General features: G+C 70.3%; 29 protein-coding genes and 1 tRNA gene. 16 read left to right on the top strand and 14 right to left on the bottom strand.

Annotated elements, in window-relative coordinates:
• Nucleotides 1-34: 34 nt before the first annotated feature.
• The 3 genes from AUL35_RS17725 to AUL35_RS22640 all read left to right on the top strand — a co-directional run bounded on the left by AUL35_RS17725 (nt 35) and on the right by AUL35_RS22640 (nt 2,198).
• Complete coding sequence (locus AUL35_RS17725; protein ID WP_062017204.1) at nt 35-1,693, top strand: AMP-binding protein; 1,659 nt, start codon at nt 35-37, stop codon at nt 1,691-1,693.
• A gap of 110 nt (nt 1,694-1,803) precedes the next feature.
• A tRNA-Met gene (locus AUL35_RS17720) sits at nt 1,804-1,880 on the top strand.
• A gap of 156 nt (nt 1,881-2,036) precedes the next feature.
• Nucleotides 2,037-2,198, top strand: a complete 162-nt coding sequence (locus tag AUL35_RS22640) for a Thivi_2564 family membrane protein (protein ID WP_192847114.1) — start codon at nt 2,037-2,039, stop codon at nt 2,196-2,198.
• Between the two features lie 63 nt (nt 2,199-2,261).
• Here AUL35_RS22640 and AUL35_RS17715 read toward each other — a convergent pair whose 3' ends face one another.
• Complete coding sequence (locus AUL35_RS17715) at nt 2,262-2,576, bottom strand: hypothetical protein (RefSeq protein ID WP_062017201.1); 315 nt, start codon at nt 2,574-2,576, stop codon at nt 2,262-2,264.
• A gap of 313 nt (nt 2,577-2,889) precedes the next feature.
• Between AUL35_RS17715 and AUL35_RS17710 the strand changes: the two genes are divergently transcribed.
• Nucleotides 2,890-3,243 carry a helix-turn-helix domain-containing protein gene (locus tag AUL35_RS17710; protein WP_062017197.1) on the top strand — a complete coding sequence of 118 codons (354 nt, stop codon included), beginning with the start codon at nt 2,890-2,892 and terminating at the stop codon, nt 3,241-3,243.
• Nucleotides 3,244-3,352: 109 nt separating this feature from the next.
• The gene (locus tag AUL35_RS17705; RefSeq protein WP_082666422.1) at nt 3,353-4,564 is read left to right on the top strand and encodes an MFS transporter; all 1,212 of its coding nucleotides are present in this window, start codon (nt 3,353-3,355) and stop codon (nt 4,562-4,564) included.
• A 30-nt stretch (nt 4,565-4,594) separates the two neighbouring features.
• On the opposite strand, the gene AUL35_RS17700 is transcribed toward AUL35_RS17705, so the two are convergent.
• The 3 genes from AUL35_RS17700 to AUL35_RS23075 form a co-directional block, all read right to left on the bottom strand.
• Entirely contained in the window at nt 4,595-5,257 is a 663-nt protein-coding gene (locus AUL35_RS17700; RefSeq protein WP_062017193.1) for an OmpA family protein, read from the bottom strand.
• Nucleotides 5,258-5,394: 137 nt separating this feature from the next.
• Nucleotides 5,395-6,426: an aspartate-semialdehyde dehydrogenase gene (locus AUL35_RS17695; RefSeq protein ID WP_062017190.1), complete on the bottom strand. Its 1,032-nt coding sequence runs from the start codon at nt 6,424-6,426 to the stop codon at nt 5,395-5,397.
• A 256-nt stretch (nt 6,427-6,682) separates the two neighbouring features.
• A complete protein-coding gene (locus AUL35_RS23075; protein WP_280137353.1) occupies nt 6,683-6,814 on the bottom strand; it encodes a hypothetical protein in 132 nt (43 codons plus the stop codon).
• A gap of 292 nt (nt 6,815-7,106) precedes the next feature.
• Here AUL35_RS23075 and AUL35_RS17690 point away from each other — a divergent pair, with 292 nt between their 5' ends.
• Entirely contained in the window at nt 7,107-8,762 is a 1,656-nt protein-coding gene (locus tag AUL35_RS17690) for an MFS transporter (protein ID WP_062017187.1), read from the top strand.
• Between the two features lie 82 nt (nt 8,763-8,844).
• Here AUL35_RS17690 and leuB read toward each other — a convergent pair whose 3' ends face one another.
• Nucleotides 8,845-9,957 carry a 3-isopropylmalate dehydrogenase gene (gene leuB / locus AUL35_RS17685; RefSeq protein ID WP_062017185.1) on the bottom strand — a complete coding sequence of 371 codons (1,113 nt, stop codon included), beginning with the start codon at nt 9,955-9,957 and terminating at the stop codon, nt 8,845-8,847.
• A gap of 261 nt (nt 9,958-10,218) precedes the next feature.
• Here leuB and AUL35_RS17680 point away from each other — a divergent pair, with 261 nt between their 5' ends.
• Nucleotides 10,219-12,276 (top strand): methyl-accepting chemotaxis protein, encoded by a 2,058-nt coding sequence (locus AUL35_RS17680; RefSeq protein WP_062017182.1) that lies wholly within the window; start codon nt 10,219-10,221, stop codon nt 12,274-12,276.
• 36 nt (nt 12,277-12,312) lie between these two features.
• On the opposite strand, the gene leuD is transcribed toward AUL35_RS17680, so the two are convergent.
• On the bottom strand, nt 12,313-12,918 hold the full coding sequence (gene leuD / locus AUL35_RS17675) for a 3-isopropylmalate dehydratase small subunit (protein ID WP_062017179.1): 606 nt from the start codon (nt 12,916-12,918) through the stop codon (nt 12,313-12,315).
• A gap of 135 nt (nt 12,919-13,053) precedes the next feature.
• Between leuD and AUL35_RS17670 the strand changes: the two genes are divergently transcribed.
• Nucleotides 13,054-13,953 carry a CoA ester lyase gene (locus AUL35_RS17670; RefSeq protein ID WP_062017275.1) on the top strand — a complete coding sequence of 300 codons (900 nt, stop codon included), beginning with the start codon at nt 13,054-13,056 and terminating at the stop codon, nt 13,951-13,953.
• Nucleotides 13,950-14,156, top strand: a complete 207-nt coding sequence (locus AUL35_RS17665; RefSeq protein ID WP_062017176.1) for a DUF1737 domain-containing protein — start codon at nt 13,950-13,952, stop codon at nt 14,154-14,156. The genes AUL35_RS17670 and AUL35_RS17665 overlap by 4 nt, the downstream gene beginning before the upstream one ends.
• A 3-nt stretch (nt 14,157-14,159) precedes the next feature.
• On the opposite strand, the gene AUL35_RS17660 is transcribed toward AUL35_RS17665, so the two are convergent.
• On the bottom strand, nt 14,160-14,582 hold the full coding sequence (locus AUL35_RS17660; protein WP_062017173.1) for a metallopeptidase family protein: 423 nt from the start codon (nt 14,580-14,582) through the stop codon (nt 14,160-14,162).
• Nucleotides 14,583-14,709: 127 nt separating this feature from the next.
• On the opposite strand from AUL35_RS17660, the gene AUL35_RS17655 reads away from it, so the two are divergent.
• The gene (locus AUL35_RS17655; RefSeq protein ID WP_062017170.1) at nt 14,710-15,891 is read left to right on the top strand and encodes a YihY/virulence factor BrkB family protein; all 1,182 of its coding nucleotides are present in this window, start codon (nt 14,710-14,712) and stop codon (nt 15,889-15,891) included.
• A gap of 4 nt (nt 15,892-15,895) precedes the next feature.
• Here AUL35_RS17655 and AUL35_RS17650 read toward each other — a convergent pair whose 3' ends face one another.
• Complete coding sequence (locus AUL35_RS17650; protein ID WP_062017167.1) at nt 15,896-16,531, bottom strand: hypothetical protein; 636 nt, start codon at nt 16,529-16,531, stop codon at nt 15,896-15,898.
• A 181-nt stretch (nt 16,532-16,712) separates the two neighbouring features.
• Between AUL35_RS17650 and AUL35_RS17645 the strand changes: the two genes are divergently transcribed.
• Both AUL35_RS17645 and AUL35_RS17640 read left to right on the top strand, forming a co-directional pair.
• The gene (locus AUL35_RS17645) at nt 16,713-16,901 is read left to right on the top strand and encodes a hypothetical protein (RefSeq protein WP_062017164.1); all 189 of its coding nucleotides are present in this window, start codon (nt 16,713-16,715) and stop codon (nt 16,899-16,901) included.
• A gap of 69 nt (nt 16,902-16,970) precedes the next feature.
• Entirely contained in the window at nt 16,971-17,807 is an 837-nt protein-coding gene (locus tag AUL35_RS17640) for a type 1 glutamine amidotransferase (RefSeq protein WP_062017161.1), read from the top strand.
• On the opposite strand, the gene AUL35_RS17635 is transcribed toward AUL35_RS17640, so the two are convergent.
• From AUL35_RS17635 to tsaD, 6 genes are all read right to left on the bottom strand, one after another.
• Complete coding sequence (locus tag AUL35_RS17635) at nt 17,804-18,490, bottom strand: methyltransferase (RefSeq protein WP_062017157.1); 687 nt, start codon at nt 18,488-18,490, stop codon at nt 17,804-17,806. The two genes, AUL35_RS17640 and AUL35_RS17635, sit on opposite strands and share 4 nt — an antisense overlap.
• Before the next feature lie 189 nt (nt 18,491-18,679).
• On the bottom strand, nt 18,680-18,916 hold the full coding sequence (locus AUL35_RS17630; protein WP_062017154.1) for a DUF3072 domain-containing protein: 237 nt from the start codon (nt 18,914-18,916) through the stop codon (nt 18,680-18,682).
• A 53-nt stretch (nt 18,917-18,969) separates the two neighbouring features.
• Nucleotides 18,970-19,395, bottom strand: a complete 426-nt coding sequence (locus tag AUL35_RS17625) for an EVE domain-containing protein (protein ID WP_062017151.1) — start codon at nt 19,393-19,395, stop codon at nt 18,970-18,972.
• Complete coding sequence (locus AUL35_RS17620) at nt 19,395-19,685, bottom strand: YciI family protein (protein ID WP_062017148.1); 291 nt, start codon at nt 19,683-19,685, stop codon at nt 19,395-19,397. Before AUL35_RS17620 ends, AUL35_RS17625 begins: the two co-directional genes overlap by 1 nt.
• 69 nt (nt 19,686-19,754) lie before the next feature.
• A complete protein-coding gene (locus tag AUL35_RS17615; RefSeq protein ID WP_062017145.1) occupies nt 19,755-20,735 on the bottom strand; it encodes an NAD(P)H-dependent glycerol-3-phosphate dehydrogenase in 981 nt (326 codons plus the stop codon).
• On the bottom strand, nt 20,732-21,838 hold the full coding sequence (gene tsaD / locus AUL35_RS17610) for a tRNA (adenosine(37)-N6)-threonylcarbamoyltransferase complex transferase subunit TsaD (RefSeq protein ID WP_244493814.1): 1,107 nt from the start codon (nt 21,836-21,838) through the stop codon (nt 20,732-20,734). Before tsaD ends, AUL35_RS17615 begins: the two co-directional genes overlap by 4 nt.
• 119 nt (nt 21,839-21,957) lie before the next feature.
• On the opposite strand from tsaD, the gene hemC reads away from it, so the two are divergent.
• The 4 genes from hemC (at nt 21,958) to AUL35_RS17590 (ending at nt 26,862) form a co-directional block, all read left to right on the top strand.
• On the top strand, nt 21,958-22,884 hold the full coding sequence (gene hemC / locus AUL35_RS17605; protein WP_062017142.1) for a hydroxymethylbilane synthase: 927 nt from the start codon (nt 21,958-21,960) through the stop codon (nt 22,882-22,884).
• Between the two features lie 9 nt (nt 22,885-22,893).
• Nucleotides 22,894-23,604, top strand: a complete 711-nt coding sequence (locus AUL35_RS17600; protein WP_062017139.1) for a uroporphyrinogen-III synthase — start codon at nt 22,894-22,896, stop codon at nt 23,602-23,604.
• Nucleotides 23,605-23,702: 98 nt separating this feature from the next.
• Nucleotides 23,703-25,418 (top strand): COG4223 family protein, encoded by a 1,716-nt coding sequence (locus tag AUL35_RS17595; protein WP_062017136.1) that lies wholly within the window; start codon nt 23,703-23,705, stop codon nt 25,416-25,418.
• 1 nt (nt 25,419) lies between these two features.
• On the top strand, nt 25,420-26,862 hold the full coding sequence (locus AUL35_RS17590; RefSeq protein ID WP_082666419.1) for a heme biosynthesis protein HemY: 1,443 nt from the start codon (nt 25,420-25,422) through the stop codon (nt 26,860-26,862).
• Nucleotides 26,863-26,893: the final 31 nt, after the last annotated feature.

Genomic DNA, 26,893 nt, shown 5'->3' with positions numbered 1-26,893 from the left:
GATGAGGCCAAGAAAAGACGGGAGGACCGAATCGATGCATCCCTGGCTCGCCCACTATCCACCCGGCATGCCGCACGAGCTGGGACCTCTGCCCTACGCGTCGCTCGCCGCGCTGATGGAGGAGGCGTTCCGCCGCTACGCCGATCGCCCCGCCTTCCGCTTCATGGGCGCCGCGATGACCTATCGCGAGTTGGACCGGGCCTCGGCGCGCTTTGCGGGCTATCTGCAGGGCCTGGGGCTGCGGCGGGGCGACCGTGTCGCGCTGATGATGCCGAACGTCTTCCAGTATCCTGTCGCGGTGGCGGCGGTGGCGCGGGCGGGCCTCGTCTGCGTCAACACCAATCCGCTCTACACCCCCCGCGAGCTGGCCCACCAGCTGAAGGATTCCGGCGCTCGGGCGATCGTCATCCTCGAGAACATGGCTCACACGCTCGAGGCATGCCGGGCCGAGGTGCCGGTCGAGCACGTGGTGGTGACCGGCGTCGGCGACATGCTGCCCGGGCTGAAGGGGCATGTCGTCAACTTCGTGCTGCGCCACGTCAAGAAGGCGGTACCCCATTTCCACCTGGCGGGCGCCGTGCGCTGGCGCGAGGCGATGGGGCGCGACCACGACTTCCGGCCCGTCGAGGTCACGCTCGAGGATCCGGCCGCCCTGCAATATACCGGCGGCACGACGGGCACCGCCAAGGGCGCCGTCCTCAGTCATAGCAACATCGTTGCCAACGCGCTGCAGTCGGAACTCTGGAATCGGCCGGCGACCGAGCGCATCCCCGAGGGCGAGCAGGTCACGACGGTCTGCGCGCTCCCGCTCTACCATATCTTCGGCTTCACCGTGAACATGATGCTGTCGATCCATTCGGGCGGCTGCAATATCCTGATCCCGAACCCGCGCGATATCCCGGCCGTCATCAAGGAGCTGAAGCGCAACCGCTTCCATCTCTTCCCGGCGGTCAACACGCTGTTCGGCGCCATCGCGCGCCATCCCGACGCGCGCACCGTGGACTGGTCGCACCTGCGCCTGTCGGTGGGGGGCGGCATGGCCGTGCAGGCCGCCACGGCACGCCTGTGGCGCGAGGTGACGGGCTCCCCGATCTGCGAGGGCTACGGCCTGTCGGAGACCTCGCCTTCGGCAAGCTGCAACCTCGTCACCTCCGCCGAGTTCACCGGCACGATCGGACTGCCGCTGCCCTCCACCGTCTTCCGCATCCTCGACGACGCCGACCGCGAGGTGCCGTTCGGCGAGCCGGGCGAGATCGCGATCTCGGGGCCGCAGGTGACGAAGGGCTACTGGAACCGGCCCGACGAGACGAGGAACGCCTTCACCGCCGACGGCTTCTTCCGCACCGGCGACATCGGGATCATGGACGCGGAGGGCTTCGTGCGGATCGTCGACCGCAAGAAGGACATGATCAACGTCTCGGGCTTCAACGTCTATCCCAACGAGATCGAGGACGTGGTGACGCGCATGCCCGGCATCGCCGAGGCGGCCGCGATCGGGGTGGCGGACGAGGGGTCAGGCGAGGCGGTGCGCCTCTTCGTGGTGCGAAGCGATCCATCGGTGAACGAGGAGGCGGTGCGCGCCTACTGCCGCGAGCGGCTGACCGGCTACAAGCGCCCGCGCGACCTCGTCTTTCGCGAGGAACTGCCCAAGACGGGCGTCGGAAAGGTGCTGCGGCGCGCCCTCCGCGACTGAAACGGACGGGTCGGACCGCTCGTCACAAAAACATCGCGGACGGCCCTTTCAATCCGCGAAATCCTCGTCTATATCCCGCTCACCGACGACGGAGACGCCGCCGGCCATGACGCGGGGTGGAGCAGCCCGGTAGCTCGTCAGGCTCATAACCTGAAGGTCGCAAGTTCAAATCTTGCCCCCGCAACCAAGTCGACAAAAGCCATTCCAAGATATTGGAGTGGCTTTTGTCGTTTGAGGGACTTACGGATTCGCCTCTTTGCTGCGCGACGCTACATCGCACCTTGGCGCCCGAAAGGGTCGGGCGCGAGTTGCCGCCTGAGTGCGCGGCCGGGGAACCCGAAGCATGAGCATCCTGATCAGCATCCTGATCACCATCCTGGTGATCGCCCTCGTCCTTTACCTCGTCAATCTTCTCCCGGTGGACGGGCGCATCAAGCAGATCGCCCGCATCATCGTGATCGTGATCGGCATTATCTCGCTGCTCGGCTACCTGCGGGTCTTCTAGCCGGAGCCACGCCTGCCCCTCGGCCCTGCCGGTGCTGGCGGGCAGGTGTCCCGTTCGCCGGTCCTACTCCTCGGTGATCTCGTAATCGGGATCATCGCAGAAGTTCCAGCCGCGATCCTCCGTGCTCTCGCCATCCGCGAACACGGTGCGAACGTCGAAGACGCAGCTTCCGGTGTCGACGATCGAGGCGGGGATCTGTTCGCCGGGCTGGATCGGGGCGCGCACGAGATTCTCCTCCCAGTCGTCGGCACTGGGCGGCGACAGGTAGAACTCCCGGACCGCGACGCTGGTCGAGTTCTTGAAGGTGAAGTTGATGTTCGCGGCCTGCGCGGCGGTGCAGGCGGCGAGTACGGCGATGGCTGAGACGAGGCTTCTCATCGGGTTGTCGTCCGGGCCGGCTGGGTCGATGGTGCCGGCAGTCGGGACCGGTTTCCTGCGGTATCACGAGGCTTGAACGCCCGCACCGCTCCGTACACCCTTGTCACCGAAACTTTGCGAGCCAATGCCCTTCCTGGAACGGGAGCGGGGATCGATCAGGCGATCCGCACGGCTTTTTGTGTCACGTGAATGATTTGCATGCTAAATAATTTTGTGATGGATATAGTCTTCCCCTAGGGAAGAAAAGCGGGCATGTCGTCCGGTGAAAGGTGCGGCTTACGGAATCGCGCCCGAGTCAGGGAAGGGCGGAACCGTGACCGTCGACGACATGAACGTGCGCATCGGCGCCCGTCTTCAGGATATTCGCCAGCAGCGCGGCATGACGCTGGAGCGCGTGGCGCGCGAACTCTCCATCAGCTACCAGCAGGTCCGCAAGTACGAGAGCGGTCGCAACCGCATCAGCGTGACGACGCTTCTCGCCCTGGTCGACATTCTCGAGGTCGATCTGTCGACCTTCTTTCAGGGCCTCGTCTCCGAGTCCGCGCTGACGCGACCGTCGGCGGATGACGGGCTGGAGAGCATTCCCGACCCCGAGGTGCGCCGCCACCTGCGCGCCCTGATCGGTGTCCTGCGACTCCCGCCCGGCGAGGAGGGCGATCCCCACTAGCGGCACCGCGGCCGTCGCATGGGTGGGTCGGCAAATCCGCACTGGCCACGGGCGGCGGGTGCGTGCATCTGGTCACGGCTTCACACCGATCGCACCGGGAGGCTGCCCCATGATCCTCGCTTCGATCGATGAGCCCGCCGGCCGGGACGAGGCCGCCGGCGGACGCCGCGGCGGATGGGCCATCGCCGCGCTCTCGCTCGGTTCCTTCGTGATCGGCACGGGCGAGTTCGGCATCATGGGGCTCCTGCCGGAGGTCGCGCGCGACCTCGGCGCGACGATCCCCCAGGCCGGGCTCCTGATCACGGGTTATGCGCTGGGCGTCGTCTTCGGCGCGCCGCTGCTGGCGGTCGTGACTTCGCGCATGGAGCGCCGCAGGGTGCTCCTGGCGCTGGCCGCCATCATCGTCCTCGGCAACCTCGCCTGCACGCTCTCGCCGAGCTACGCCCTTCTCATGGCTGCCCGCCTCTTCACCGCGCTCGCTCACGGCACGTTCTTCGGCGTGGGCGCCGTCCTGGCGGCCGAGGTCGCAAGGCCCGGCCGCCAGGCGCAGGCCATCTCGATGATGTTCGTCGGCATGACGCTCGCCAACGTCGTGGGCGTTCCGCTCGGGACGCTGGTCGGACAGGCGTTCGGCTGGCGCACGCTCTTCGGCGTCGTGACGGCGCTGGCGCTTCTTCAGGCCCTGGCGTTGGCGCTCACGGTTCCGCGCAGCGTGCCGCGCGCCGATGTCGGCTTTCGCGACGAGCTTCGCATCCTCCTGCGCCGACCGGTTCTCGTCGCCATGTCGATCAGTGTCCTCGCCTCGACCTCGCTCTTCGCCGTCTACACCTACATCACGCCGCTTCTGACCGACGTCACGCATGTCGCGCCCGCCGACGTGCCGGCGCTTCTCCTCGTCTTCGGCGTCGGCATGACGGTCGGCAACATCCTGGGCGGGCGGGCGGCGGACCGCTTCCTCCTCGTCGCGCTGATGGGCCTCTTCGCGGGCATCGTCGCGGTGCTTCTGTCGCTCTGGTTCCTGGCCGATACGCCGCTCGCGATGCTGGCTCTGCTGTTTGTCTGGGGCGCGCTCGTCTTCGGGGTGGTGGCGCCCATGCAGATGCGCATCGTCCAGGTGGCGGCGGGCGCGCGCAACCTCGCCTCGACGCTCAACCAGAGCGCCTTCAACCTCGGCAACGCGCTGGGGGCCTGGGCGGGTGCGGGGCTGATCGGCGCGGGGGCGGGCTTCCGCGACCTGCCGCTGGCGGGCGCGCTGTTCGCCGCGCTCGCCCTTCTCGCCGTCCTCTGGAGCCGGCGCCTGGATCGGACCGCCCACGCCTGACGCGAGGCGAGGGCGGTCCACTTTCTCCGTTCAGCCCGCCTGGAGGGGCGAGATCGAAATCTCGACGCGCCGGTTCACGGCGCGGCCTTCCTCGGTCGAGTTGGAGGCGATCGGGCGGCTCATGCCGTAGCCCTGCGTGTTCAGGCGGCGCGGGTTGACGCCCTGGCTCGCCAGGAACTGCGAAACCGACTGGGCGCGGCGCTGGGAGAGCGCGAAGTTGTAGCCCTCACCGCCGACATTGTCGGTGTTGCCGGCCACGTCCACGATCGAGCGGTCATACTTGTTCAGCACGATCGCGACCGACTGGAGCGTCGGGTAGAACTCGGAGCGCACCTGGTCCTGGTTCGTGGCGAAGGTGATGTTGGAGGGCATGTTGAGAATGATGCGGTCGCCCTGGCGCGTGACCGAGACGCCAGTGCCCTGGAGCTGGGCCCGAAGGTCCGCCTCCTGGCGGTCCATGTAGACACCGATGCCGCCGCCGCCGATCGCGCCGATGCCGGCGCCGATCAGGGCCGCCTTGCCGGGATCGCTGCCCGTCGCGCGGCCCACGAGGTAGCCGCCGAGCGCGCCCGCGCCCGCGCCGATCCCGAGGCCGCCGGCCGTGTTCGAGATCTTCTGCTCGCCCGTGTAGGGGTCTGTGGTGCAGCCCGCGAGCATCGAGGTCGCGGCGAAAACGAGAAGCAGCTTCTTCATGACGTCCAAATCCAGCCGATGGCGCCGCCCGCCGGGCGGCGCCGTGTTGTCTGCGCTCCGGCGCTAGACAACAGTCGGGGCTGGATTGGGGCTGGTCCGGCGATTGGCGGGCCTGCGTGGCCGCCGGGCCACGGGGGTCAGGCCGCGGCCTTGGCGCCCAGCAGCTTGCGGTTGACCAGGAGTTCGGCAATCTGGATGGCGTTCAGCGCCGCGCCCTTGCGCAGATTGTCGGCCACCACCCACATGTTCAGCCCGTTTTCGAGCGTCTGATCCTCGCGGATGCGGCTGATGTAGGTCGCGTCCTCGCCCGCAGTCTCGATCGGCGTGACGTAGCCGCCGTCCTCGTGCTTGTCGATCACGAGGCATCCGGGCGCCTCGCGCAGGATGTCGCGCGCCTCTTCGGCCGTGATCGGCTTCTCGAACTCGATGTTGACGGCCTCCGAATGGCCGATGAAGACCGGAACGCGAACCGCCGTGCAGGTCACCTTGATCTTGGGGTCGAGCATCTTCTTGGTCTCGGCCATCACCTTCCATTCCTCCTTGGTGGAGCCGTCCTCCATGAAGACGTCGATGTGGGGGATGACGTTGAAGGCGATGCGCTTGGTGAACTTGCGGTTGGTCGTCGGGTCGGCCACGAACACGGCGCGGCTCTGCTCGAAGAGCTCGTCCATGCCTTCCTTGCCCGCGCCCGAGACCGACTGGTAGGTCGAGACCACGACGCGCTTGATGGTCGCGCGGTCGTGCAGCGGCTTGAGGGCCACGACGAGCTGCGCGGTGGAGCAGTTCGGGTTGGCGATGATGTAGCGGTTGGTGAAGCCCTTCACCGCGTCGGCGTTCACCTCGGGAACCACCAGCGGCACGTCGGCGTCGTAGCGGAAGGCCGAGGAGTTATCGATCACGACGCAGCCCTTGGCGCCGATGCGAGGGGCCCATTCCTTGGCGACCGATCCGCCCGCCGACATGAGGCAGATGTCGGTTCCCGAGAAGTCGTAGGAATCGAGCGACTTCACCTTCAGCGTCTTGTCGCCGAAGGAGACCTCGGTTCCTTGGCTGCGGCGCGAGGCGAGGGCCACGACCTCGTCCGCCGGGAAGCCGCGCTCCTCGAGGATGTTGAGCATCTCGCGGCCGACATTGCCCGTCGCGCCGACCACCGCCACCTTGTAACCCATCGTCTGACCTTCAGCCTCGCCCCGGAACCGGCCATGCGCTCGCCACCCGTCCCGGGGGCGTTCGGGACGAGGCGGTCAGATCGTAATCGTGGTTTTCGTGAGCGTGGGCATCGAACCGAGCCTATGCGCCCGCCCGCGGTGGACTGTCAATCGCCGAGGCGCCACAGCGACGTTCGATGAAGACGACATGCGACGGGGCGGCCCTCGCGAGCCGCCCCGTCGTGTTCAACCGATGTGCTCGCGTCAGCGAGGGGCCTCAGCCCCGGCGCCAGTCGCGACGGTCCGGGTATCCGGCCGGCTGCGGGCCGAGGCCGCGACGCGCGCCGCGCTCGGCGATCTTCTTGCTGATCCAGCCCACGAGGACGGCCTTGATGATCCCACGAATCATGATCTGCTCCAGTTGACGTTCTTCAGGGCGATCAACGTGATGCGCGGGCGCCGGTTCCGGTCGCGGCTTTGTTTCGAAGCGATTGCACGAAATGGTGACGAGACGAGCCCACGGTTGTCCCGTGCGAAAACGGGCGAAAATGGGGCAGGGCGCTTCCAATCGTTTACGAAGCGGTTACCGTGTCCCCGCGCGCCGAAAAAGAGCGTGCGAGACCGTCACCAATCGACGGCGGGAGGACAAGCCAGTGTCGACATATCCTACGGGGGCCGGTGTGGCTCCCGCCCGAACCCCCATGACGAAGCGCGAGCGGAAGGTCATCATCGCCTCCTCGCTCGGCACCGTCTTCGAATGGTACGACTTCTATCTCTACGGAACGCTCGCCGCGATCATCGGCAAGCAGTTCTTCTCGCAGTTCCCGCCGGCCACGCAGGCCATCTTCGCGCTTCTCACGTTCGCCGCCGGCTTTCTCGTGCGCCCCTTCGGCGCGCTGGTCTTCGGGCGTCTCGGCGACCTCGTCGGGCGCAAGTATACCTTCCTCCTGACGATCCTCATCATGGGCCTGTCGACCTTCGCGGTCGGCCTCCTGCCCGGCTACGAGCAGATCGGCGTCGCCGCGCCGATCATCCTCGTGCTCCTGCGCATGGCGCAGGGGCTGGCGCTCGGCGGCGAGTACGGCGGCGCGGTGGTCTATGTCGCCGAGCATTCGCCGCGCAACCGGCGCGGCTTCTACACGGCCTGGATCCAGACCACGGCGACGATGGGCCTTCTCCTGTCGCTGGCCGTCATCGTCACCCTGCGCCTCAACATGGGCGAGGAGGCCTTCGCCTCGACGCAGCCCCTGTTCTTCGGTCTCGTGGGCGGCTGGCGCGTGCCGTTCCTCTTGTCGATCATCCTTCTGATCGTCTCGATCTACATCCGCCTGCAGATGCACGAGTCGCCGATCTTCCAGAAGATGAAGGAGGAGGGCACCCAGTCCAAGGCGCCGCTCTCGGAGGCCTTCGGCAACTGGCGCAACGGCAAGATCGTCCTGATCGCCCTGTTCGGCCTCGTGATCGGACAGGCCGTGGTCTGGTACACGGGTCAGTTCTACTCGCTGTTCTTTCTTCAGACGGTTTTGAAGGTCGACCTTCTGACGGCGAACGTCCTGATCGCCTGGGCGCTGATCATCGCGACGCCCTTCTTCCTCGTGTTCGGCTCGCTGTCGGACCGGATCGGTCGCAAGCCGGTGATCCTGGCGGGCTGCCTCCTGGCGGCGGCGACCTACTTCCCGCTGTTCCAGGCGCTGACCTCGGCCGCCAACCCGACCTATGCGAACGCGATCGAGACCGTGCGCGCCGAGGTCGTGGCCGATCCCGCCACCTGCGGCTCGCTCTTCGATCCGGTGGGCGTGCGCACCTTCACGAGCCCCTGCGACGTCGTGCGCCGCACGCTGTCGCAGCAGGCCTATCGCTACACGCAGGTCGACGCGCCGGCGGGCTCGCCCACCCAGCTCGTCGTCAATGGCGGCGCGCCGATCGCCTTCACGGACTCGGCCGGCTTCACCGCCGCGCTCGGTCCCGCCATGGTCGCGGCCGGCTACCCGGCCGCCACGGATCCCGCCAAGGTCAAGGTCGACGGCTTCTTCTCGGCGCTCGGCTCGCTCCAGGCGCTCAAGGTCATCCTGATCCTGACGGTGATGGTGATCTACGTCACCATCGTCTACGGGCCGATCGCCGCCGCGCTGGTGGAGTTCTTCCCGACCCGCATCCGCTACACCGCCATGTCCTTGCCCTACCATATCGGCAACGGCTGGTTCGGCGGCCTGCTGCCGGCTACCTCCTTCGCGATCGTCGCCTCTACGGGCGATATCTTCGCGGGGCTCTGGTACCCGGTCTTCTTCGCGCTCCTCACGGTCGTGATCGGCGTCCTGTTCGTGCGCGAGCGCCGGAACGTCGATCTGGCGGATTGATCCGCGCCACGACGGAAACGAAAAGCGCCGCCCCGGATCCCTCCGGGGCGGCGCTTTCATGTCCCGCGCCTCGAGGGGCGCGTCAGGCGTTCAGAAGGCGCTCGAAGCGCGCCGCGACGGCATCGCCCATCTCCGCCGTTCCGACCTGCCGGCAGCCCGGCGCCATGATGTCGGCGGTGCGCGTGCCCTCTTCCAGGACGGCCGCGATCGCCCGCTCCAGCGCCTCGGCCTCGCGCGTCATCTCGAACGAGTAGCGCAGCATCATGGCGAGCGAGGCGATCATGGCGATCGGGTTGGCCACGCCCGTGCCCGCGATGTCGGGCGCCGAGCCGTGCACCGGCTCGTAGAGCGCGCGGCGGCGTCCCGTCGAGCTGTCCGGGGCGCCTAGCGACGCGGAGGGCAGCATGCCGAGCGAGCCGGTGAGCATGGCGGCGATGTCGGAGAGCATGTCGCCGAACAGGTTGTCGGTGACGATCACGTCGAACTGCTTGGGATTGCGCACGAGCTGCATGCCGCCCGCATCCGCCAGCATGTGCTCGAGGCGCACGTCGCGATACTCGTCGCGCCCGACGCGGCTCACCACCTCGTTCCACAGGACGCCCGTCTTCATGACGTTGCGCTTCTCCATGGAGGTGACCTTGCCGTGCCGCGTGCGCGCGAGCTCGAAGGCGACGCGCGCGATGCGCTCGATCTCGTAGGTCTCGTAGACCTGCGTGTCGACGCCGCGCTTCTGGCCTTGCCCGAGGTCCACGATCTCCTTGGGCTCGCCGAAATAGACGCCGCCGGTCAGCTCGCGCACGATCAGGATGTCGAGCCCGTCGACGAGCTCGCGCTTGAGCGAAGAGGCGTCGGCCAGCGCCGGATAGCAGATCGCGGGCCGCAGGTTGGCGAACAGCGCCATGTCCTTGCGCAGCCGCAGGAGGCCCGCCTCGGGCCGGACCTCGTAGGGAACGCCGTCCCATTTCGGGCCGCCGACCGCGCCGAAGAGCACCGCGTCGGCCGCCATGGCGAGCGCCATGTCGCCGTCCGAGATCGACTGGCCGTGCGCGTCGTACGCCGCGCCGCCGACCAGCGCCGTTTCCGTCTCGAAGGGCGAGCCCGCGCGGCCGAGGACGGCGAGGACCTTGCCGACTTCCGCCATGGTCTCGGGGCCGATGCCGTCGCCCGGAAGGAGGAGGAGCTTGCGTGCGGCCATGGCGGATCGTTCCCTTGCGCTCTGCCGGAGCCGGCTGTCCGGTCCGGTCGGGCGGGTCGTAGCGGTCCGCGCCCCACGCGGCAAGAACGAGCGAGGTTCGCCCGGCAACCGTTTCTTGACCAAACGTCGGAATTGACCCGCGCGCCGCGCCCCACCGGCAATCGGTCGGTAAGGGGAGGGGGCTCAGATGGTCCCATGCGTCGTGCCGCGCGGCCCCGCCGTCGGCCCGACCGGAATCTTTGGGGGAGTTCCGTCTTGAGGTTGACCATACGCTGGAAGCTGGCGGCGGGCTTTGCCGTCGTGCTCGCGATGCTGGGCGCCACCAGCGCCCTTGGAATCCATACGCTCTCGGTCTCGAACCGCGAGGCCGATGATTTCGCCTCGGGCTCCTTCACGCGCGTCCAGGCGCTCGACGGCATCCGCACGCTGGAAACGCGCACGCGCCTGTCGCTTCTCGACATGATCGCCTCCGACGACGCACAGGAGATCGCCGAGATCGAGGCCCGCATGGTCGAGACGCGCGCGGACCTCGTTCGCGCGGTGGACGCCTATGTCCAGTCGCTCCCCGCGGACCGGCAGGCGCAGGGCGCCGAACTCCAGGCCTCGCTCGCCGCCGTCCAGTCGACGATCGACGCGACGCTGCCCACGGCACGGGCGACGGACCGCTCCGACGCGATCCACGCGATGGCCAAGGCCGAGCCGACCGGCAAGAGCCTCGAGACGATGCTGACCCAGCTTCGCGCCATGTTCCGCAACCTGCCGGCGAGCCCGCTGACGCAGATCGCGCAGGCGACGCTCGCCGACATGCAGGCCAAGTTCCCCGAGGCCCGCTTCGTCTCGACGCAGATCCTTCTGGAAAGCGACGACAACAAGCTGAAGACGCTGGAGGCGAGCTACAAGTCCCGCCGCACCCAGTTCGACGCGTATGTCACGCAGATCCGCAGCGCCGCCGACGCGGCGACCCAGCCGCGCGTCGAGAAGATGGCGGCGACCTGGGCCTCATTCCGCGACATGATGGACGGATGGGTGGCGCTGGGGGCGCGCAACACGTCCAGCCAGGCGGTGACGCAGAACACCAAGGAGGTTCGTCCCGCGACCCTGGCCTTCGAGGCGCTGATTGACAAGCAGTCCGAGGTCGAGCGCGAGACCGCGACCGCCTACGTCGCCGAGACCGCTTCGGCCTACGCGCAGACGCGCTTCTGGATGATCGCGCTCGGCGCGGGCGCGGTTCTTCTGGGCGTCGCGGTGGCCTACGGACTCGGCCGCTCGCTCTCGGGAGCCCTGCGCCGGACCACCGCGCTGGCCGAACGGATCGGCAATGGCGACCTCACGGCCACCACCACCACCGGCACCTCGCGCGACGAGATCGGCGATCTCCAGCGCGCCATGGGCGAGATGTCGTCGCGCCTCGGCGAGATCGTCGGCTCGGTCCGCCAGTCCGCGGCGCAGGTCGCCTCGGGCTCCTCGCAATCGGCCGCGACCGCCGACCAGCTCTCGTCGGGCTCGACAGAGCAGGCCGCCGCCTCAGAGGAGGCCTCGGCCGCGCTGGAGGAGATGACCGCCAACATCCGCCAGAACGCCGACAATGCCTCGCAGACCGAGAAGATGGCGAAGCAAGCGAGCGTCCTGGCGAGCGAGGTGGGCGAGAGCGCCTCCAAGGCCGCGACCGCGATGGAAAGCGTGGCGGGCAAGGTGCGCGACATCCGCGAGATCGCCCGCCAGACCGACCTCCTCGCCCTCAACGCCGCGATCGAGGCGGCGCGCGCCGGCTCGCACGGCAAGGGGTTCGCCGTGGTGGCTTCCGAGGTGCGGAAGCTTGCCGAGCGCGTCCAGGGCGCGGCGATCGAGATCGAGCGCCTGTCGCTCTCGACCCTCGACCTCACGGCCGAGGCCGGACAGAAGATGTCGGTGCTGGTTCCCACGATCCAGCGCACGGACGAGCTGATCTCGGAAATCTCGGCGGCCTGCCGCGAGCAGTCGGTCGGCATCGAGCAGATCAACCAGGCCATCGTCCAGCTCGACCAGGTGACGCAGGCCAATGCCGGCGCGGCCAACCAGATGGCGGCCACCGCCGGCGAACTCTCGGCCGAGGCCGGCCATCTGTCCGAGCAGGTCGGCTTCTTCCGGACCGACGAGACGGCAGAGGCTCCGGCCGCGGTGCGCCCGGCCGCCGAGCCCGCGACGCCCGTCGCCGCGTCGTCCAGGCCGGACGTTCGCGAGCTTCAGGCCCGCGCGCAGAGCTTCCGCCGCTCCGCCCCGGCCGATGGCTTCGCGCTCGACCTCGCGGACGATGCGGGCTTCGAGCGTCTCAGCGCCTGAGCTTTCCCCGCATCAAGGTGTCCGCCCGTTCCCGGCTCAGGCCCAGGGACGGGCGGCCGCGTTCTTCGCCTCGAAGGCGCCAATGTCGGCCTCGCGCTCCAGCGTGAGGCCGATGTCGTCGAGACCGTTGAGGAGGCAGTGCTTGCGGAAGGGGTCGATGTCGAAGCGCACCACCCCGCCGTCGGGACGACGGATCTCCTGGGCAGCGAGATCCACCGTCAGCTTGGCGTTCGCGCCCTTCTCGGCGTCAGCGAGGAGCGACTGCAACTCCTCGGGCGAGACGCGGATCGGCAGGATGCCGTTCTTGAAGCAGTTGTTGTAGAAGATGTCGGCGAAGCTGGTCGAGATGACGCAGCGGATGCCGAAGTCGAGCAGCGCCCAGGGGGCGTGCTCGCGGCTCGACCCGCAGCCGAAGTTGTCGCCCGCCACCAGAATCTCGGCCTGGCGGTAGGCCGGCTTGTTCAGGACGAAGTCGGGATCCTCGGAGCCGTCCTCGCGGTAGCGGATGTTGGCGAAGAGGCCGACGCCGAGCCCGGTGCGCCGGATCGTCTTCAGGTAGTCCTTCGGGATGATCATGTCGGTGTCGACGTTGAGGATCGGCAGCGGCGCGGCCACGCCCGTCAGATGGTCGAACTTCTGCATGGGTTTCCCGAAGCTCCGTCTCGGCACTGGATCGGGCCTCGTTACACCCGCCGTCCCGGCAGCGGAAGCCCGAAGCCTGCGGGGAAGGGGGAGACCTTGAAGCGCGGCCGCCGCTGCGGCAAGACAGGCGCGCCCATGCCTGACGCTCCGCTTCTCCGCTCCGCCCTCTTCGTGCCGGCCGGCAACGCCCGCGCCCTCGCGCGCGCCGCCACGCTGAAGGCCGATGCGCTCCTGTTCGACCTCGAGGATTCGGCCGCGCCGGGCGAGAAGGAGGCGGCGCGCGAGCGGCTTCGGGACCATCTCGGCGGCACGCCCCGGGGCCGGGCGCTTCGCGTCGTTCGCATCAACCCGCTCCACACCCGCGAGGGCACCGAGGACCTTCTCATGGCGCGCGCCGTGCGTGCCGATGCGGTTCTCCTGCCGAAGGTCTCCGGTCCGCAGGACCTGGAGGACGCCGGGGAAGCGCTGGTCCAGGCCGACGCGCCCGAGACGATGCGCCTGTGGGCGATGATCGAGACGCCACAGGGCGTTCTGGCCTCCGCCGCCATCGCGGGCATTCCGGGTCGCTGGCGGCCCGGGGCGCTGGCGCCGGGGCCGAACGACCTCGCGCTCTCGGCCGACCTTCTCGTCGCGCCCGGCCGCGCCGAGCTCATGCCCTTTCTGGGGCCCGTGATCCTGGCGGGCGCCGCCTACAGCGTGCCGGTGCTGGACGGCGTGTTCAACGACTTCAAGGACGAGGCGGGTTTCCGCGCCGAGTGCGCGCAGGGACGCGCCATGGGTTTTGCCGGCAAGACGCTGATCCATCCCTCTCAGATCGAGCCGGCCAACCAGCTGTTCCGCCCGAGCGAGGCGGAGGTGGCGCAGGCCGAGGCGATCCGCGCGGCCTTCGCCGATCCGGTCCATGCCGGGCGCGGCGTGATCCGCCTCGACGGCCGCATGGTGGAGCGCCTTCACCTCGCGCGCGCCGAGCGGCTTCTGGCACGCGCGGCGCTGGCCCGAGAGGCCGACCAATCCGACCAGGAGTTCCCGTCTTGAAGCTCTACCGCCTTCTCACCGGCGTCGACGACGCCGCCTTCTGCCACAAGGTCTCGCTCGCCCTGTCCAAGGGGTGGGAGCTGGCGGGCTCGCCGGCCTACGCCTTCGATGCCGGGGAAGGCGTCATGAAATGCGCCCAGCCGGTGACCAAGGTCGTCGAGGGCCGCGACTACGACCCGTCCATGAAGCTCGGTGAGCAGTAGCGCTCAGTCGGTCTGATCCTCCAGCGCCTCCATGTCGGCGTCCGACAGGCCGAAATGGTGGCCGATCTCGTGGATCAGGACGTGGGAGACGAGGGTGCCGAGGCTTTCCTCGTGCTCGGCCCAGTAGTCCAGGATCGGGCGGCGATAGAGAAGGATGCGGTTCGGAAACTCGCCCGTCTGGGGCGTGTCCAGCGCCGCGACGGGCCGCCCCTCGAAGAGGCCCAGGATGTCGAAGGGCGACTCGAGGTTCATCTCCTCCACCACGTCGTCGGCCGGAAAGTCGGCGACGTGGAAGCGGATCTCGCCCGACAGGGCGCGGAACTCGGCCGGCAACTGGGCATAGGCCTCGAGCGCCAGCGCCTCGATCTCCTCAAGGCTCGGCGCGAGCCTGCGGCCCCAGCCGTTGCGCTGATCCAACTGGCCCATGGCGGTTTCCTTCCGGTCGCGTCGGACCATCTTCTGCCCCGCCGGGCATCGGGCGGGCAAGGGCCGCCGTTGCACATGCCCTTGATCGCGCCCGGCCCGTCACGACAGGCAACCGGGCACGAGGCGCATGACCACACGCTTTCCACGTTACGACCGGAACCGGACCCAGCCGTCCCAGGCGGGCGACATCGCGCTCGGCCTTGTTTCCGCAGGCGGAATCGCGCTGGCCAGCTTCCTGGCCGGGCGCATCCGGCGCCGCGTCGAGGGCGACGAGGACGCCGCCTTCGGCTCGGCTTCCGCGCGGGCGCCCGCGATCGGCGAAGGGGCCGCGCCCGAAGAGCGGACGGGTGACGATCGCGTGACCGTCGCCGGCCGGGGGCGCGATGCACGAAGCCCGACCGAGGTTCCGGCAGCCGGCTGGCTCGATATTTTGTGGCGTACCTACGGAGAATTCTCGCGCGACCGGCTGATGCTGGTCGCGGCCGGCGTCACCTTCTACGTCCTTCTCGCGCTGTTTCCCGCCATCACGGCGCTGGTGTCGATCTACGGCCTGTTCGCGTCGCGGGCCGACATCGTGGATCAGGTGAATACCCTGTCGGGCTTCCTGCCGGGCGGAGCCACGGCCATCATAGGCGAGCAGCTCGCGCGGCTCACCAGCCAGCCCGACCAGAAGCTCGGCTTCGGCCTCGTGTTCGGCCTCGGCGTCGCTCTGTGGAGCGCGAACGCCGGCATGAAGACGCTCTTCGACGCGATGAACATCGTCTACGAGGAGGAGGAGAAGCGCTCCTTCGTCCGCCTGACGCTCGTGACGCTCGGCTTCACGCTCGGAGCGCTCGCGGTGCTGATCCTGCTCCTGGCCGCCGTCGTCGTCCTGCCGGTGGTCCTGAAGTTCCTGCATCTCGGTTCGATCGAGACATGGCTCCTCTGGCTGCGCTGGCCGGTTCTTCTGGTTCTCGTCGCGCTCGGGCTCTCGCTCGTCTACCGCAACGGGCCGAGCCGGCGGGTGGCGCGCTGGCGCTGGATCTCGCCGGGCGCGGGACTGGCCGCCCTTCTCTGGGTCGCCTTCTCGCTTCTCTTCTCCTGGTACGTCCAGAACTTCGGCTCCTACGACGAGACCTACGGGTCGCTCGGCGCGGCGATCGGCTTCATGACCTGGATCTGGATCTCCACGATCGTCGTTCTCCTGGGTGCCGAGCTCAACGCCGAGCTGGAGCACCAGACCGCCCGCGACACGACCCGCCCGCCGAACCGCCCCATGGGCGCGCGCGGAGCGCAGATGGCCGATACGCTGGGCCAGACGCGCGGCTGAGGCCTCAATCCCGGAGCGGTACGAGCCGAAGGGCGCCCTCGCGCTCGCGCTCGGTGAACCAGGCGCGCTCGGCCGCCCAGGGGTGGCCGGGCCAGCCGGCGAAGCCGAAGCCGTAGACCGCGATACGCGCGCCCGACCCCCGAAGCTGCCGATGCAGGTGGAAGGCGACGAGAAAGCCGGTGGAGGGGTTGGGGTCGCACGCCCCGAACTCGTGGCCGAGCGTGCGCCGCGCCTCGCGATGAAGGGCGTGCGGAAGGAGACGGATCGGCCGGCCGAGAGGCCGCAGGGCTCGTGCCGCGTCGCGCGTCCAGTCGCGCCCGTCCGCGGATGCCGCGTGGCCGCGGCCCGCGTCCGGCGGGAAGGGCAGCAGGAAGGCGCCTGCCCCCGCCACGAGCGGGCGCCGCGCGAAGGCGCCATCCTCCAGCCACTCGCGCATCTGCCCACCGCGATTGACAAGCGCGAGATGCGTCGTGCGCCGCCCCGCCCGGCCGCCGAAGCCGACCGCGTTGTTGAAGCGCACCACCCAGTCGGCCGCGTCGATCGCCCGCGCATGGTCGCCCGCCTCCGGCGCGTTGCCGACGATGGCGACCTGGGCGGGGCCGGGGCTCGGCACGCGAGGGGGATCGATCTCGGCGAACATGCTGTCCTTTCCTGGAGCGGCGGCGCGCGGCGTAGATCGGGCGCCGGCGCCTCCGGCCAAGCGCTCGAAGACAACTTGTCCCCAAGGGATGCGTCGCCGACCTGCGACCTTTTCGAATCCTAAGGGAGCCAACCCGTGCTCGGCACGTTGGGCTGGCTCAACCGCGACGGAGACATCCCGCATGGCCAAGGCCAAGACGCTTGCCGAATTCCAGGTGAAGATCGCCGATGACGGCGAGACCGCCACGCTCCACATTTCCGACAGCGAGGGCGGGATGCTGGAACTGCAGGCGACGCGCGAGCAGCTCGACGTCATCGCCGACGAGATCGACCGCATGCTGGAAGCGACCGAGGAGGCCGACGAGGCCTGAGCGTTCGTCGCTCGATTCCTGCCGCCGGCCCGGGCCGGCGGCTCCAACAGACGTCCAGGAACGCTGCCCATGTCCCCCCGAATTCTGATGGTCGGCAGCGAGACGCGCGACGAGCGCGAAGCACGCCGCGAGCGTTCCGGCGCGTCTTCGGCCGAAAGCTACCGCGAGACGCTGCGCGCCATGGTGCCCGGCATCGACTGCCGGCTCGTGTCCTGCCTGTCCGGCGAGCCGGTGCCCGCGCGTGACGAAATCCGTGCCTTCGACGCCGTGATCTTCGCGGGCTCGCCGATCCAGATGCACGAGGAGGACGAGGATACGCGTGCGGCGGCGCGCTTTGCGCTCGCCGTCTTCGAGGCCGGGCTCCCCTCCTTCGGCTCCTGCGCGGGACTGCAGATCGCCGCCGTGGCGACTGGCGGACAGGTGCGCCCGCGAAAGCCCCGCATGGAGGCCGCCTTCGTGCGGCACATCGCGCCGACCGACGCGGGGCGCGGCCACCCGCTTATCGCCGGCCGGCCCTTGTCCTGGGACGCGCCGGCCATGCATTCCAGCGAGGTCGTGCGCCTGCCGGACGGGGCACGGGTGCTGGCGGGAACCGTCGATACCCCCGTCGAGGCTCTTGAGATCCGAAACGGGGACGGCGTATTCTGGGGCGTGCAGTACCATCCCGAACTGTCGCTGGAGGAGATCGCCGCCAGTTTGCGCGACCAGTCGGACGACCTCGTGGAGGAGGGGTTGGCGCAGGAGCCCGGCGATGTCTCGGCCTATGCCGCCCTCGTGGAGGCGCTCGGCCGCGAGCCGGAGCGTCGCGACCTTGCCTGGCGCCTCGGCCTCGACCGGGAGGTGACCGACACGGAGCGGCGGCGGAGGGAAATCCGCAACTTCCTCGACCACGTGACGGGCGCCTAGCTGCCTCTCCAGCGCCAGATCGTGACGGTCTTCGCCTCCGCATCCTCCAAGGCGGCGGAGGCGGGCACCCGAAGCTCGGCGAGGCGCTCGACGGCCCCGCGCGGCAGGTAGGCCCGTCCCGGATCGCCCACCAGCACCTCGCTGCCCGCCCTCGCCAAAGCGTCGAACCAGGGAACGAGGCGCGCGGCGAAACCCGCGTCGTAGAAGACGTCGCCCGCAAGGAGCGTGTCGGCATCGACCGGCCTGCCGATACGGTCCGTGCCGTCCAGCGCGACCTCCACGCCGTTCCCGGCTGCGTTCAGCTTCGCCGCCGCCAGCGCGAACGGATCGGTGTCGCAGGCCGTCACCTCGGCAGCGCCGGCCTGCGCGGCGGCGATCGCCACCAGTCCCGAGCCCGTCGCGAAGTCGAGAACCCGCTTTCCTCGCACGAAGCGCGGCTCGTCCAGCACGAAGCGCGCGAGGCCGAGGCCGCCGACCCAGGCAAAGGCCCAGAAGGGCGGGGGAAGGCCCGACGTCTCGAGTTCGCGCTCGGTGCGATGCCAGAGTTCGTGCGCCTCGTCCGCCTGTCGCAGGCGGATGGAGGGAAGGCTCGGCAGCGCGGCGGCGCACGTATTGGCAAGGACGAAGTCTCGGTGCCGATCAGATCCGTTAGCTGCGACCGGATTTTGCGCGGAACCGGTCATCACGCCGTCCGGTTGCCGAAAACCATAAGGTTCACGGAGTTCTGTCGCATGCTCAAGGGTGGTCTTCTCTGGCTGATCGGAATCCCGATCCCTATCATCCTGATCCTCTGGTTCCTCGGCTTCCTGTCCTGACACAGGACGGCCCGCCGACGTTCGAGGCGGCGGGCCGAAACATCAGGCGTCCGGTTCTCAGGCGTCCTTCAGCCGTTTGCTCTGTCCCTGAAGCTCGTCGATCAGCTTCGAGGCGTCGGCTTTGGTCATTTCCGGGTCGAACTTGTGGTCCGTCTCCTCGCACAGCGTCTGGAGATAGGAGGCCTGCGCGCCGGTCATCGGCTCGCCGCCGGTGGTCCAGGTATCGGGATCCTTCTCGGCGTTGGAGGGGGCCTCGACCTTGGGATTGGCGTTGGACGCATGGGCGGTGGACATGGGAACTCTCCGTTGGTTTGTTCCCTTAACGTTCTCGTTCCCTCCCGGTTCCCTCACGGCATCTCGTCGAGGCCGCCCATGCGGCAGACGACGCGAAACTCCGCCTCGGTCACGGGCTGGACCGACAGGCGGGAGTTGGTGGCGAGCATCATCGCGGAGAGGTCCGGCGTCCGCTTCACCTCCTCCAGCGTCACCGCCTTCGGCAGGGCGCGCAGCGCGCGGACGTCGACGCAGGTCCAGCGCGGATCCTCGCTGGTCGAGTCGGGATGGGCCAGCTTCGACACCTCGACCAGCCCGACGATCTCCTTGCCCTCGTTGGAATGGTAGAAGAAGCCGCGCTCGCCGATCCGCATCGCGCTCATGAAGTTGCGTGCCTGATAGTTGCGCACCCCCGACCACTCCGTGCCCGCCTCGCCGCAGGCGAGTTGGTCGGCGAACGACCATTTGAAGGGCTCGGACTTGAACAGCCAGAAGGCCATCAGGCGGCGTCCGGGTTGTTCACCGTCCAGTTCCAGCGCCGCACCGTGACGGAGCGGAACAGGCCGGCACGGGCGTAGGGGTCCTGGGCCGCCAGCGCCTCGGCCGCCTCGCGGCTTTCGGCCTCCACGACAAGGAGGCTGCCGACTGGCTTCTCGCCCTCGTCGAGGAAGGGGCCGGCAAAGCGCAGCCGCGTCCCGAGCGCCTTGAGATGGGCGAGATGCTCGGCCCGCGTTTCGGCGCGCAGGCTGCCGGCATCGGTGCGATCCTCGCAGAGAAGGGCGAACAGCATCGGGGACCTCGGTGGCTGGTTGATCGATGCCCGCGTCTAGAAGACCGCGGGCACGGGTTCAATCCGCCCCTAGTCGAACTCACGTCGAAGCGGGCGCGCCAGGAGCGAGGCCACCGCCTCGCGCACGGGAAGGCCTTCGTCCAGGATCGCCGCCACCGCCTCGATGATGGGGGCCTCGACGCCTCGCTCGCGCGCCAGCCTGCGGGCGATCGCGGCGGAGGGGACGCCCTCGGCGAGCGGCAGGCCGGCCAGTGGTTCGCCCCGGCCCAGGGCGAGCCCGTAGCGGAAGTTGCGCGACTGGGTGCCCGAGCAGGTGAGCACGAGGTCGCCGAGGCCCGACAGCCCCATCAGCGTCTCGGGCCGCGCGCCGAGCGCCTCGCCGAGGCGCCGCAGTTCCACGAAGCCCCGCGTTACGATCGCCGCACCCGCCGAGGCGCCGAGGCCGAGGCCGGCTGCCGCGCCCGCCGCCAGCGCCAGGACGTTCTTGAGCGCGCCACCCGCCTCGACGCCGAGCACGTCGGTATGGGCGTAGACGCGAAAGGTCGGACCGGAAAGCTCTTGCGCCAGCGCATCGGCCAGCGTCTCGTCCTCGGCGGCCAGAGTCACGGCGGTCGGAAGCCCGCGCGCGACGTCCTCGGCAAAGCTCGGGCCCGACAGGACGGCGATCGCCGCGCCCGGCACGGCCTCCGCCACGACGGCGGAGGCGAAGAGGCCTGTCGCGCGCTCGATGCCCTTGCAACACAGGACGAGGCGGACTCCGGGCGACAGGTGGGGCGCGAGCGAGCCGACGACCTCGCGCAGCGTCTGGGCGGGCGTCACGAGAAGAACGGTTCGCGCGCCGCCCAGCGCCTCGGCCGGATCGGTGGTGGCCGCCAACGTTTCGGGCAGCTCGATATCCGGCAGGTAGCGCGGGTTGCGCCGCGTCCGGTTGATGGACTCCGCCGCGCCGCCGTCGCGCGCCAGAAGCCGTACCCGCTCGCCCTCGCGCGCCCGCAGGATCGCCAGCGCCGTGCCCCAGGCACCCGCGCCCACGACCGCCGTCCGGCTCATGCCTTGGCCCCGCGCCGGCCCGAGCCGATCACCGGGACGGCGGCCTCGTCCAGCGGCCAGCGCGGGCGGACCGGCGCGTCCAGCGGATCGGAGCGGCCCATCTCCAGCCGCTCCAGCCCGGCATAGGCGATCATCGCGCCGTTGTCGGTGCACAGCTTCAACGGCGGGGCGACGAGGCGCACGCCGTGCCGCTCGCAGGTCCGCTCCAGCGCGCGGCGGATCGCGCCGTTGGCCGCGACCCCGCCCGCCACGGCGAGCACGGGATCGGCGGCGGCCGGAAAGCACTCGCGCAGGCGCTCCAGCGCGAGGTGGACGCGGTCGGCGACGCTCTCGGCCGCCGCCTCCTGAAAGGCCGCGCAGAGATCGTCGACGTCCGTCGCGGTCAAGGGGGCATGCCGCTCGGCCACCTGCCGCACGGCGGTCTTCAGGCCGGAAAACGAGAAGTCGAGCCGGCGCTCGCCGCGCATCGGTCGGGGCAGGGGAAAGCGCGCGGGATCGCCGCTCGCGGCGCGCCGCTCGACGGCCGGACCGCCGGGACTACCCAGTCCGAGCAGCTTGGCGGTCTTGTCGAAGGCCTCGCCGAGCGCGTCGTCGATCGTCGAGCCCCAGCGCTCGAAGGCGCCCGGCCCCGAGACGAGGAGGATCTGCGTGTGCCCACCCGAGACGAGGAGCACGAGATAGGGATAGGGGACGCCGTCGGTGAGGCGCGGCGTCAGCGCATGACCCTCCAGGTGGTTCACCGCCAGGAAGGGCAGGCCGCGCGAGGCGGCGATGGCCTTGCCCGCCAGCGCGCCCACGATCAGGCCGCCGACAAGGCCCGGCCCGCTGGTCGCCGCGACCGCCGAGATCCGGTCGAGCGTGACGCCCGCCTCCTGGAGCGCCGCGCCGATCACGCCCTCGATCGCGTCCGCATGGGCGCGCGCCGCGATCTCGGGCACGACGCCGCCGAAGGCCGCGTGCTCCTCGATCTGGCTGAGCACGATGTTGGACAGGATCACCGCGCGCCCGTCGGCGGCGCGGCCGACCACGCTCGCCGCCGTCTCGTCGCAGCTCGTCTCGATGCCGAGCACGAGGGCGGCGGGATGGGGGGCGGGTTCGGACAAGCGGGAGACCTCGGGCGGCGTTGGAATCGTCGGGCCCGACATAGGACCCGGCGGGCCGAAGCGCCAGCGGCGCCCGAGCCCGCTTGCCCTTGCGGGCGCGATGGGCGAGTGAGGGCGTCATGACCACGACCCCCATCCGCATCGGCACGCGCGGCAGCCGCCTCGCCCTCGCGCAGGCGCACGAGGTGCGCGACCGGCTCTGCCGCTCGTCCGGCCGCCCCGAGACCGACTTCGCCGTCACCGTCATCTCCACGAGCGGCGACCGCATCCAGGACCGGCCGCTCTCGGAAGTAGGCGGCAAGGGGCTCTTCACCAAGGAGATCGAGGAGGCGCTTCTGGACGGGCGCATCGATCTGGCGGTGCATTCGGCCAAGGACATGGCGACGCGCCTGCCGGAGGGGCTCGAGATCGCGGCCTATCTGCCGCGCGAGGACGTGCGCGACGTCTTCGTCGGGCGGGCGGGACCGCGCATCGCCGATCTTCCGCAAGGGGCGGTGGTCGGCTCCGCCTCGCTCCGCCGTCAGGCGCTCCTGCGCCGGCTGCGGCCGGACCTGACCCTTCGCATCCTGCGCGGCAACGTCCAGACGCGTCTCGCCAAGCTGGAAGCGGGCGATATCGACGGCACCCTGCTCGCCTTGGCCGGCCTGAAGCGCCTCGAGGCGGAAGGGGCGGCCACCGAGATCCTGCCGCTCGACCTGTTTCCCCCGGCCCCCGGGCAGGGCGCGATCGCGGTGGAAGCGCGTCGCGACGACGAAGCCACGCGCGCTCTGCTCCGGCCGATCGACGACGCCGCGACGCACCGGGCGCTTCTGGCCGAGCGCGCCTTTCTCGCCGTTCTCGACGGCTCGTGCCGCACGCCCATCGCGGGCCATGCCCGCTTCGAAGGCGAACACCTGCGGTTTCATGGCCTGATCCTCACCCCGGACGGGACGCAGGTCCACGAGACGCGCGAGACCGGCGAGGGCGCGGATGCCGAGCGCCTCGGCCGCGAGGCCGGGCGGCGGCTGCGCGCCGAGGCCGGGGAACGCTTCTTCGAGGGCTGGTAGGAGGTCCGGTTGGCGCGCTTCCTGTCGCTGCGTGGGAAGGAGGACGCCTCGGGTCTCGCCGATCTCTTCGCCGCGCGGGGGCACGAGGTGGTGGTCCTGCCGCTGCAGGAGGTCGTGACGCTGCCGGCTGCCCTGCCGCAAGGACCCTTCGCCGCCGTGCTCGCGACCAGCGCCCATGCCGCGCCCTGGCTCGGGTGCCATCCCGAACTGTGCGACCTGCCGGCGCTCGCCGTGGGCGAGCGCACCGCATCGGCGCTCCGGGGGGCGGGATGGCGCGACGTTCGCGTTGGGGCGGGCGAGGCGGGCGCCCTGGTCGACCCTGCGCGCGAGATCGTGAACAGCCGTGCGCTGCCCGTTCTCTACGCCGCGGGACGGGTCCGCAGGCCCGAGACCGAGGCGGCTTTCGCGGCGGCCGGACTCGTGCTTCGAACCGTCGAGGTCTACGACGCGCCCCTTCGCGCGCCGCGGGATAGGGAGGTCGAAGCCCTGCTTCGCGAAGGCTCTATCGACGGCGTTCTTCTTCTGTCGCTCGCGCAGGCATGCTGCTTTGCAGCATTCTCGGGCCTCCTCCGTCCGGCTCGCCTTCTTTGTCTGTCGGCGCGCATACGGGACGCCCTGCCGCTGATGCTTCGCGCCGCGGCCGAGGTGGCGAACGCGCCGACGCTCGCGGCCCTTGCCGAACTCGCGGCCTCCGGGCAAGAAGCGCGCCGGATGCCGTGATCCCGTGTTGCAGCGGGCGCGATCCACGCTAGATCATGGCGGCATGCTCGGCGGGGCGCCGGACCGCTCGACATGTCGCGACAGGAAGGAGTTCCTCCATGGCCAATCGTCCGCGTCGTCCGAGCGGCGGCAAGCCTCAAACCGTGATCGACGGAGAGGCGGAGCGTCTGGCCCCGGCGACCGCCGGCGGCGCCATGGTGGGCGAGGTCGGACCGGTGAGCGAGGCCGCGCGCGGTGCGCGCGAGGGCGAGCCCGAGGTCGTCGTGGAGCCCCCGGCCGAGCATCCCGCCGAGACACCGGCGCTCGTCGAAGTGCCAGCCACCTCGCCCGGGGAGGAGGACCGCGTGCTCCATACGCCCGTGCCCCCGGTCGAGCGGGACGAGACGCGCGACGCGCACCCCACCGAGCCTGGCCGCGCCGAGACGGAGTTCGCCCGCGAGGAAGGGCTCGTGCCCGAGGCGGTCCTGGCCGGCGGCGGCACGCTCGCCGATGCGGAACGGCCGACCGGCGAGCACGACGCGAGTGGTGAGGGCGCGGCGTCGGAGGCGCCCGCGCGCCGCGACCTCGGCGAGTTCGAGGACGACGAAGTCGTGTCCGACGCGGCCCGCGAGTCCGAGCCGCCGCCCGCCGTGCCCTATGTCGCTCCGCACGAGAGCGAGCCGCGCGGCACCTCCTTCGGGTCGCTGCTCGGCGCCGGCCTCCTGGGCGGCCTGATCGTCGGGGCGGGGGGCATCGCCCTCCTGTCGACCGGTGCGATCACCTTGCCCGATCGCAATGCCCAGACCATCAATCCGCAGCAGTTCGCCCCTGCCGGCGAGTTGCAGCAGGCCCGGGGTGATATCCAGACGCTGCGCGAGACCGTGGAGCAGCTCCAGTCCGCGCAGGCCGCAGGCGGGGCGGGGGGCGGCGTCTCGCCGGCCGACGTCACCGCGCTGACCGACCGCGTCACGGCGGCCGAGCGCGCCATCCAGAGCGGCGGCACCTCGTCGAGCGACGCCTCGACCGCCGCGCAGGGCGCCTCGCAGGCCGCCGGCGCCGCGCAGACGACGGCAGACCAGGCGCGCGAGGCCGCCAGCGCCGCGCAGGCCGCCGCCGACGCCGCGCGCAACACGGCCGGCGAGGCGCAAGGGGCCGCCCAGGCCGCCAACCAGACCGCGCAAGGGGCGGTGGACACCGCGCGCTCGGCGACCGAGACCGCCAACGCGGCGCAGCAGGCCGTGGAAGCCGTGCGCGGCGATGTCCAGGCTTTCGGCGAGCGTCTGGCCACGATCGAAGAGGGCAACCGCCGCGCCGCGCTCGCCCTCTCGGCCGCCGGCCTCAAGGCTGCGATCGACCGGGGCCAGCCCTTCATGGGCGAGCTGGAGCGCTTCGCCACCAGCGGCGGCGAGGCCGAGAGCCAGGCCGTGGGTTCGCTGCGCCAGTACGCGGCGGCCGGCGTTCCGACGCCCGCCAGCCTTGCCGGCCAGTGGAACGACGCCGAGACGGCGATCCTCGACGCGGTGCGCCCGAAGGTCTCGGCCAGCGACGTCGGCGACCAGGTGCTTTCCGGGCTCCGCTCGCTGGTGACCGTGCGTCCGGCGGGGTCCAGCGTGTCGCCGACCGATCCGGGCCCGGGCGCCACGGTCGCGCGCATGGACGCGGCCATCTCGTCGGGCGACTTCGCGGGATGGCTCACCCAGTGGGAGACGCTGCCCGAGGCGGCCAAGACCGCCTCGAGCGATTTCGCCGCCAAGGTCCGCGCGCGGGTCGAGACCGACCGCCTGATCGACCAGACCATCAACAGCGCCATCGGCGCCCCCGCGTCGCAGGGCTGACATGCTGCGTATCCTCGCCTTCTTCCTGGTCGTCCTCGCTGCCGGTCTCGGCTTCGCCTGGCTCGCCGACCATCCCGGCACCGTCCAGCTCGTCTGGCAGGGCCAGGAGGTCGGAACCACGTTCACGGTCTTCGTAATCATCGAACTGCTGCTGCTCGCGGCGGCGGTCATCCTGTTCTGGCTGGTGCGCGGCTTCTTCAAGGCGCCCGACCGCGTCGCGCGCTTCTTCGGCGACCGTCGCCGCGAGAAGGGCTATCGCGCCCTGTCGGCCGGCATGATCGCGGCCGGCGCTGGCGACGCGCTGACGGCGCGCCGCTACACCGACCGCGCGAAGAAGCTCCTGTCGGGCCGCGCCGACCCGATGCTGCGCTTCCTCGACGCGCAGACCGCGCTGGTGGAGGGCGACCATGCCCGCGCCCGCTCGATCTTCGAGACGCTGGAGGGAGATCCCGAGACCCGTCTCGTGGGTCTCCGCGGCCTCTACCTCGAGGCCGAGCGCCTCGGCGACCAGAACGCCGCACGGCACTATGCCGAGCGCGCGGTGCGCATCGCGCCCCATGTCTCGTGGGCTGGGGGTGCCGTTCTCGACCTCAAGGCGACGCAGGGCGACTTCGACGGAGCGCTCGGCATCCTGGAAGCGCAGCGCGACTCGCGCCTCGTCGACAAGACCGAGAGCCGGCGCATGCGCGCGGTGCTGCTCACGGCGAAGGCCGCCAACCTCGCGGACGCCGATCCGGCCGGCTCCAAGGCAGCGGCGGTCGAGGCGCAGAAGCTCGCGCCCGATCTCGTGCCCGCCGCGACCGTCGCGGCGCGCGCCCTGATCCGTCTCGGCGATGCCCGCAAGGCGTCCCGCATCCTCGAGACCTCCTGGAAGGCCGGGCCCCACCCGGAGGTCGCCGCGCTCTACATCCACGCCCGACCGGGCGACGGCGTGAGCGAGCGCCTGAAGCGGGCCCAGAGTCTCGCCGCGCTCCAGCCGGGGCATGTCGAATCGCATCTGGCGGTCGCCCACGCCGCGCTCGACGCGCGAGACTTCGCGCTCGCCCGCCGCGAGGCCTTGGCGGCGGCGGAGAAGGGGCCGCGCGAGTCGATCTACCTGCTCCTCGCCGACATCGAGGAGGCCGAGACGGGAAACGAGGCTCTGGTCCGCCAGTGGATGGGCCGCGCGCTCACCGCGCCCAAGGACCCGACCTGGATGGCCGACGGCTCGACGAGCTCGCAGTGGCTTCCGGTTTCGCCGGCCACGGGACGGCTCGACGCCTTCCGCTGGGGAACGCCCGCGCCCGCCGAGCACGGGCAGCGCGTGGTGAACGGCGACGACCCGATGCGCCGCGTGACGGACCTGTATCCGCGCAACGCGCAGAGCCTGGCGCCGCTCGCGGAACCCGTATCGTCCACGTCCGTTGAGACCGCCGAGCGGCGCGACCAGCCCAGCCTCGCCTGAGCCGGAACCGGCGCTCGGGGCGGGAGCTGCA

The organism is Aureimonas sp. AU4 (genome assembly GCF_001463765.1).
GTDB lineage: Bacteria > Pseudomonadota > Alphaproteobacteria > Rhizobiales > Rhizobiaceae > Aureimonas.
The sequence above is the reverse complement of the archived record's forward strand: the minus strand, read 5'-3'. Positions and strand labels throughout refer to the sequence as shown.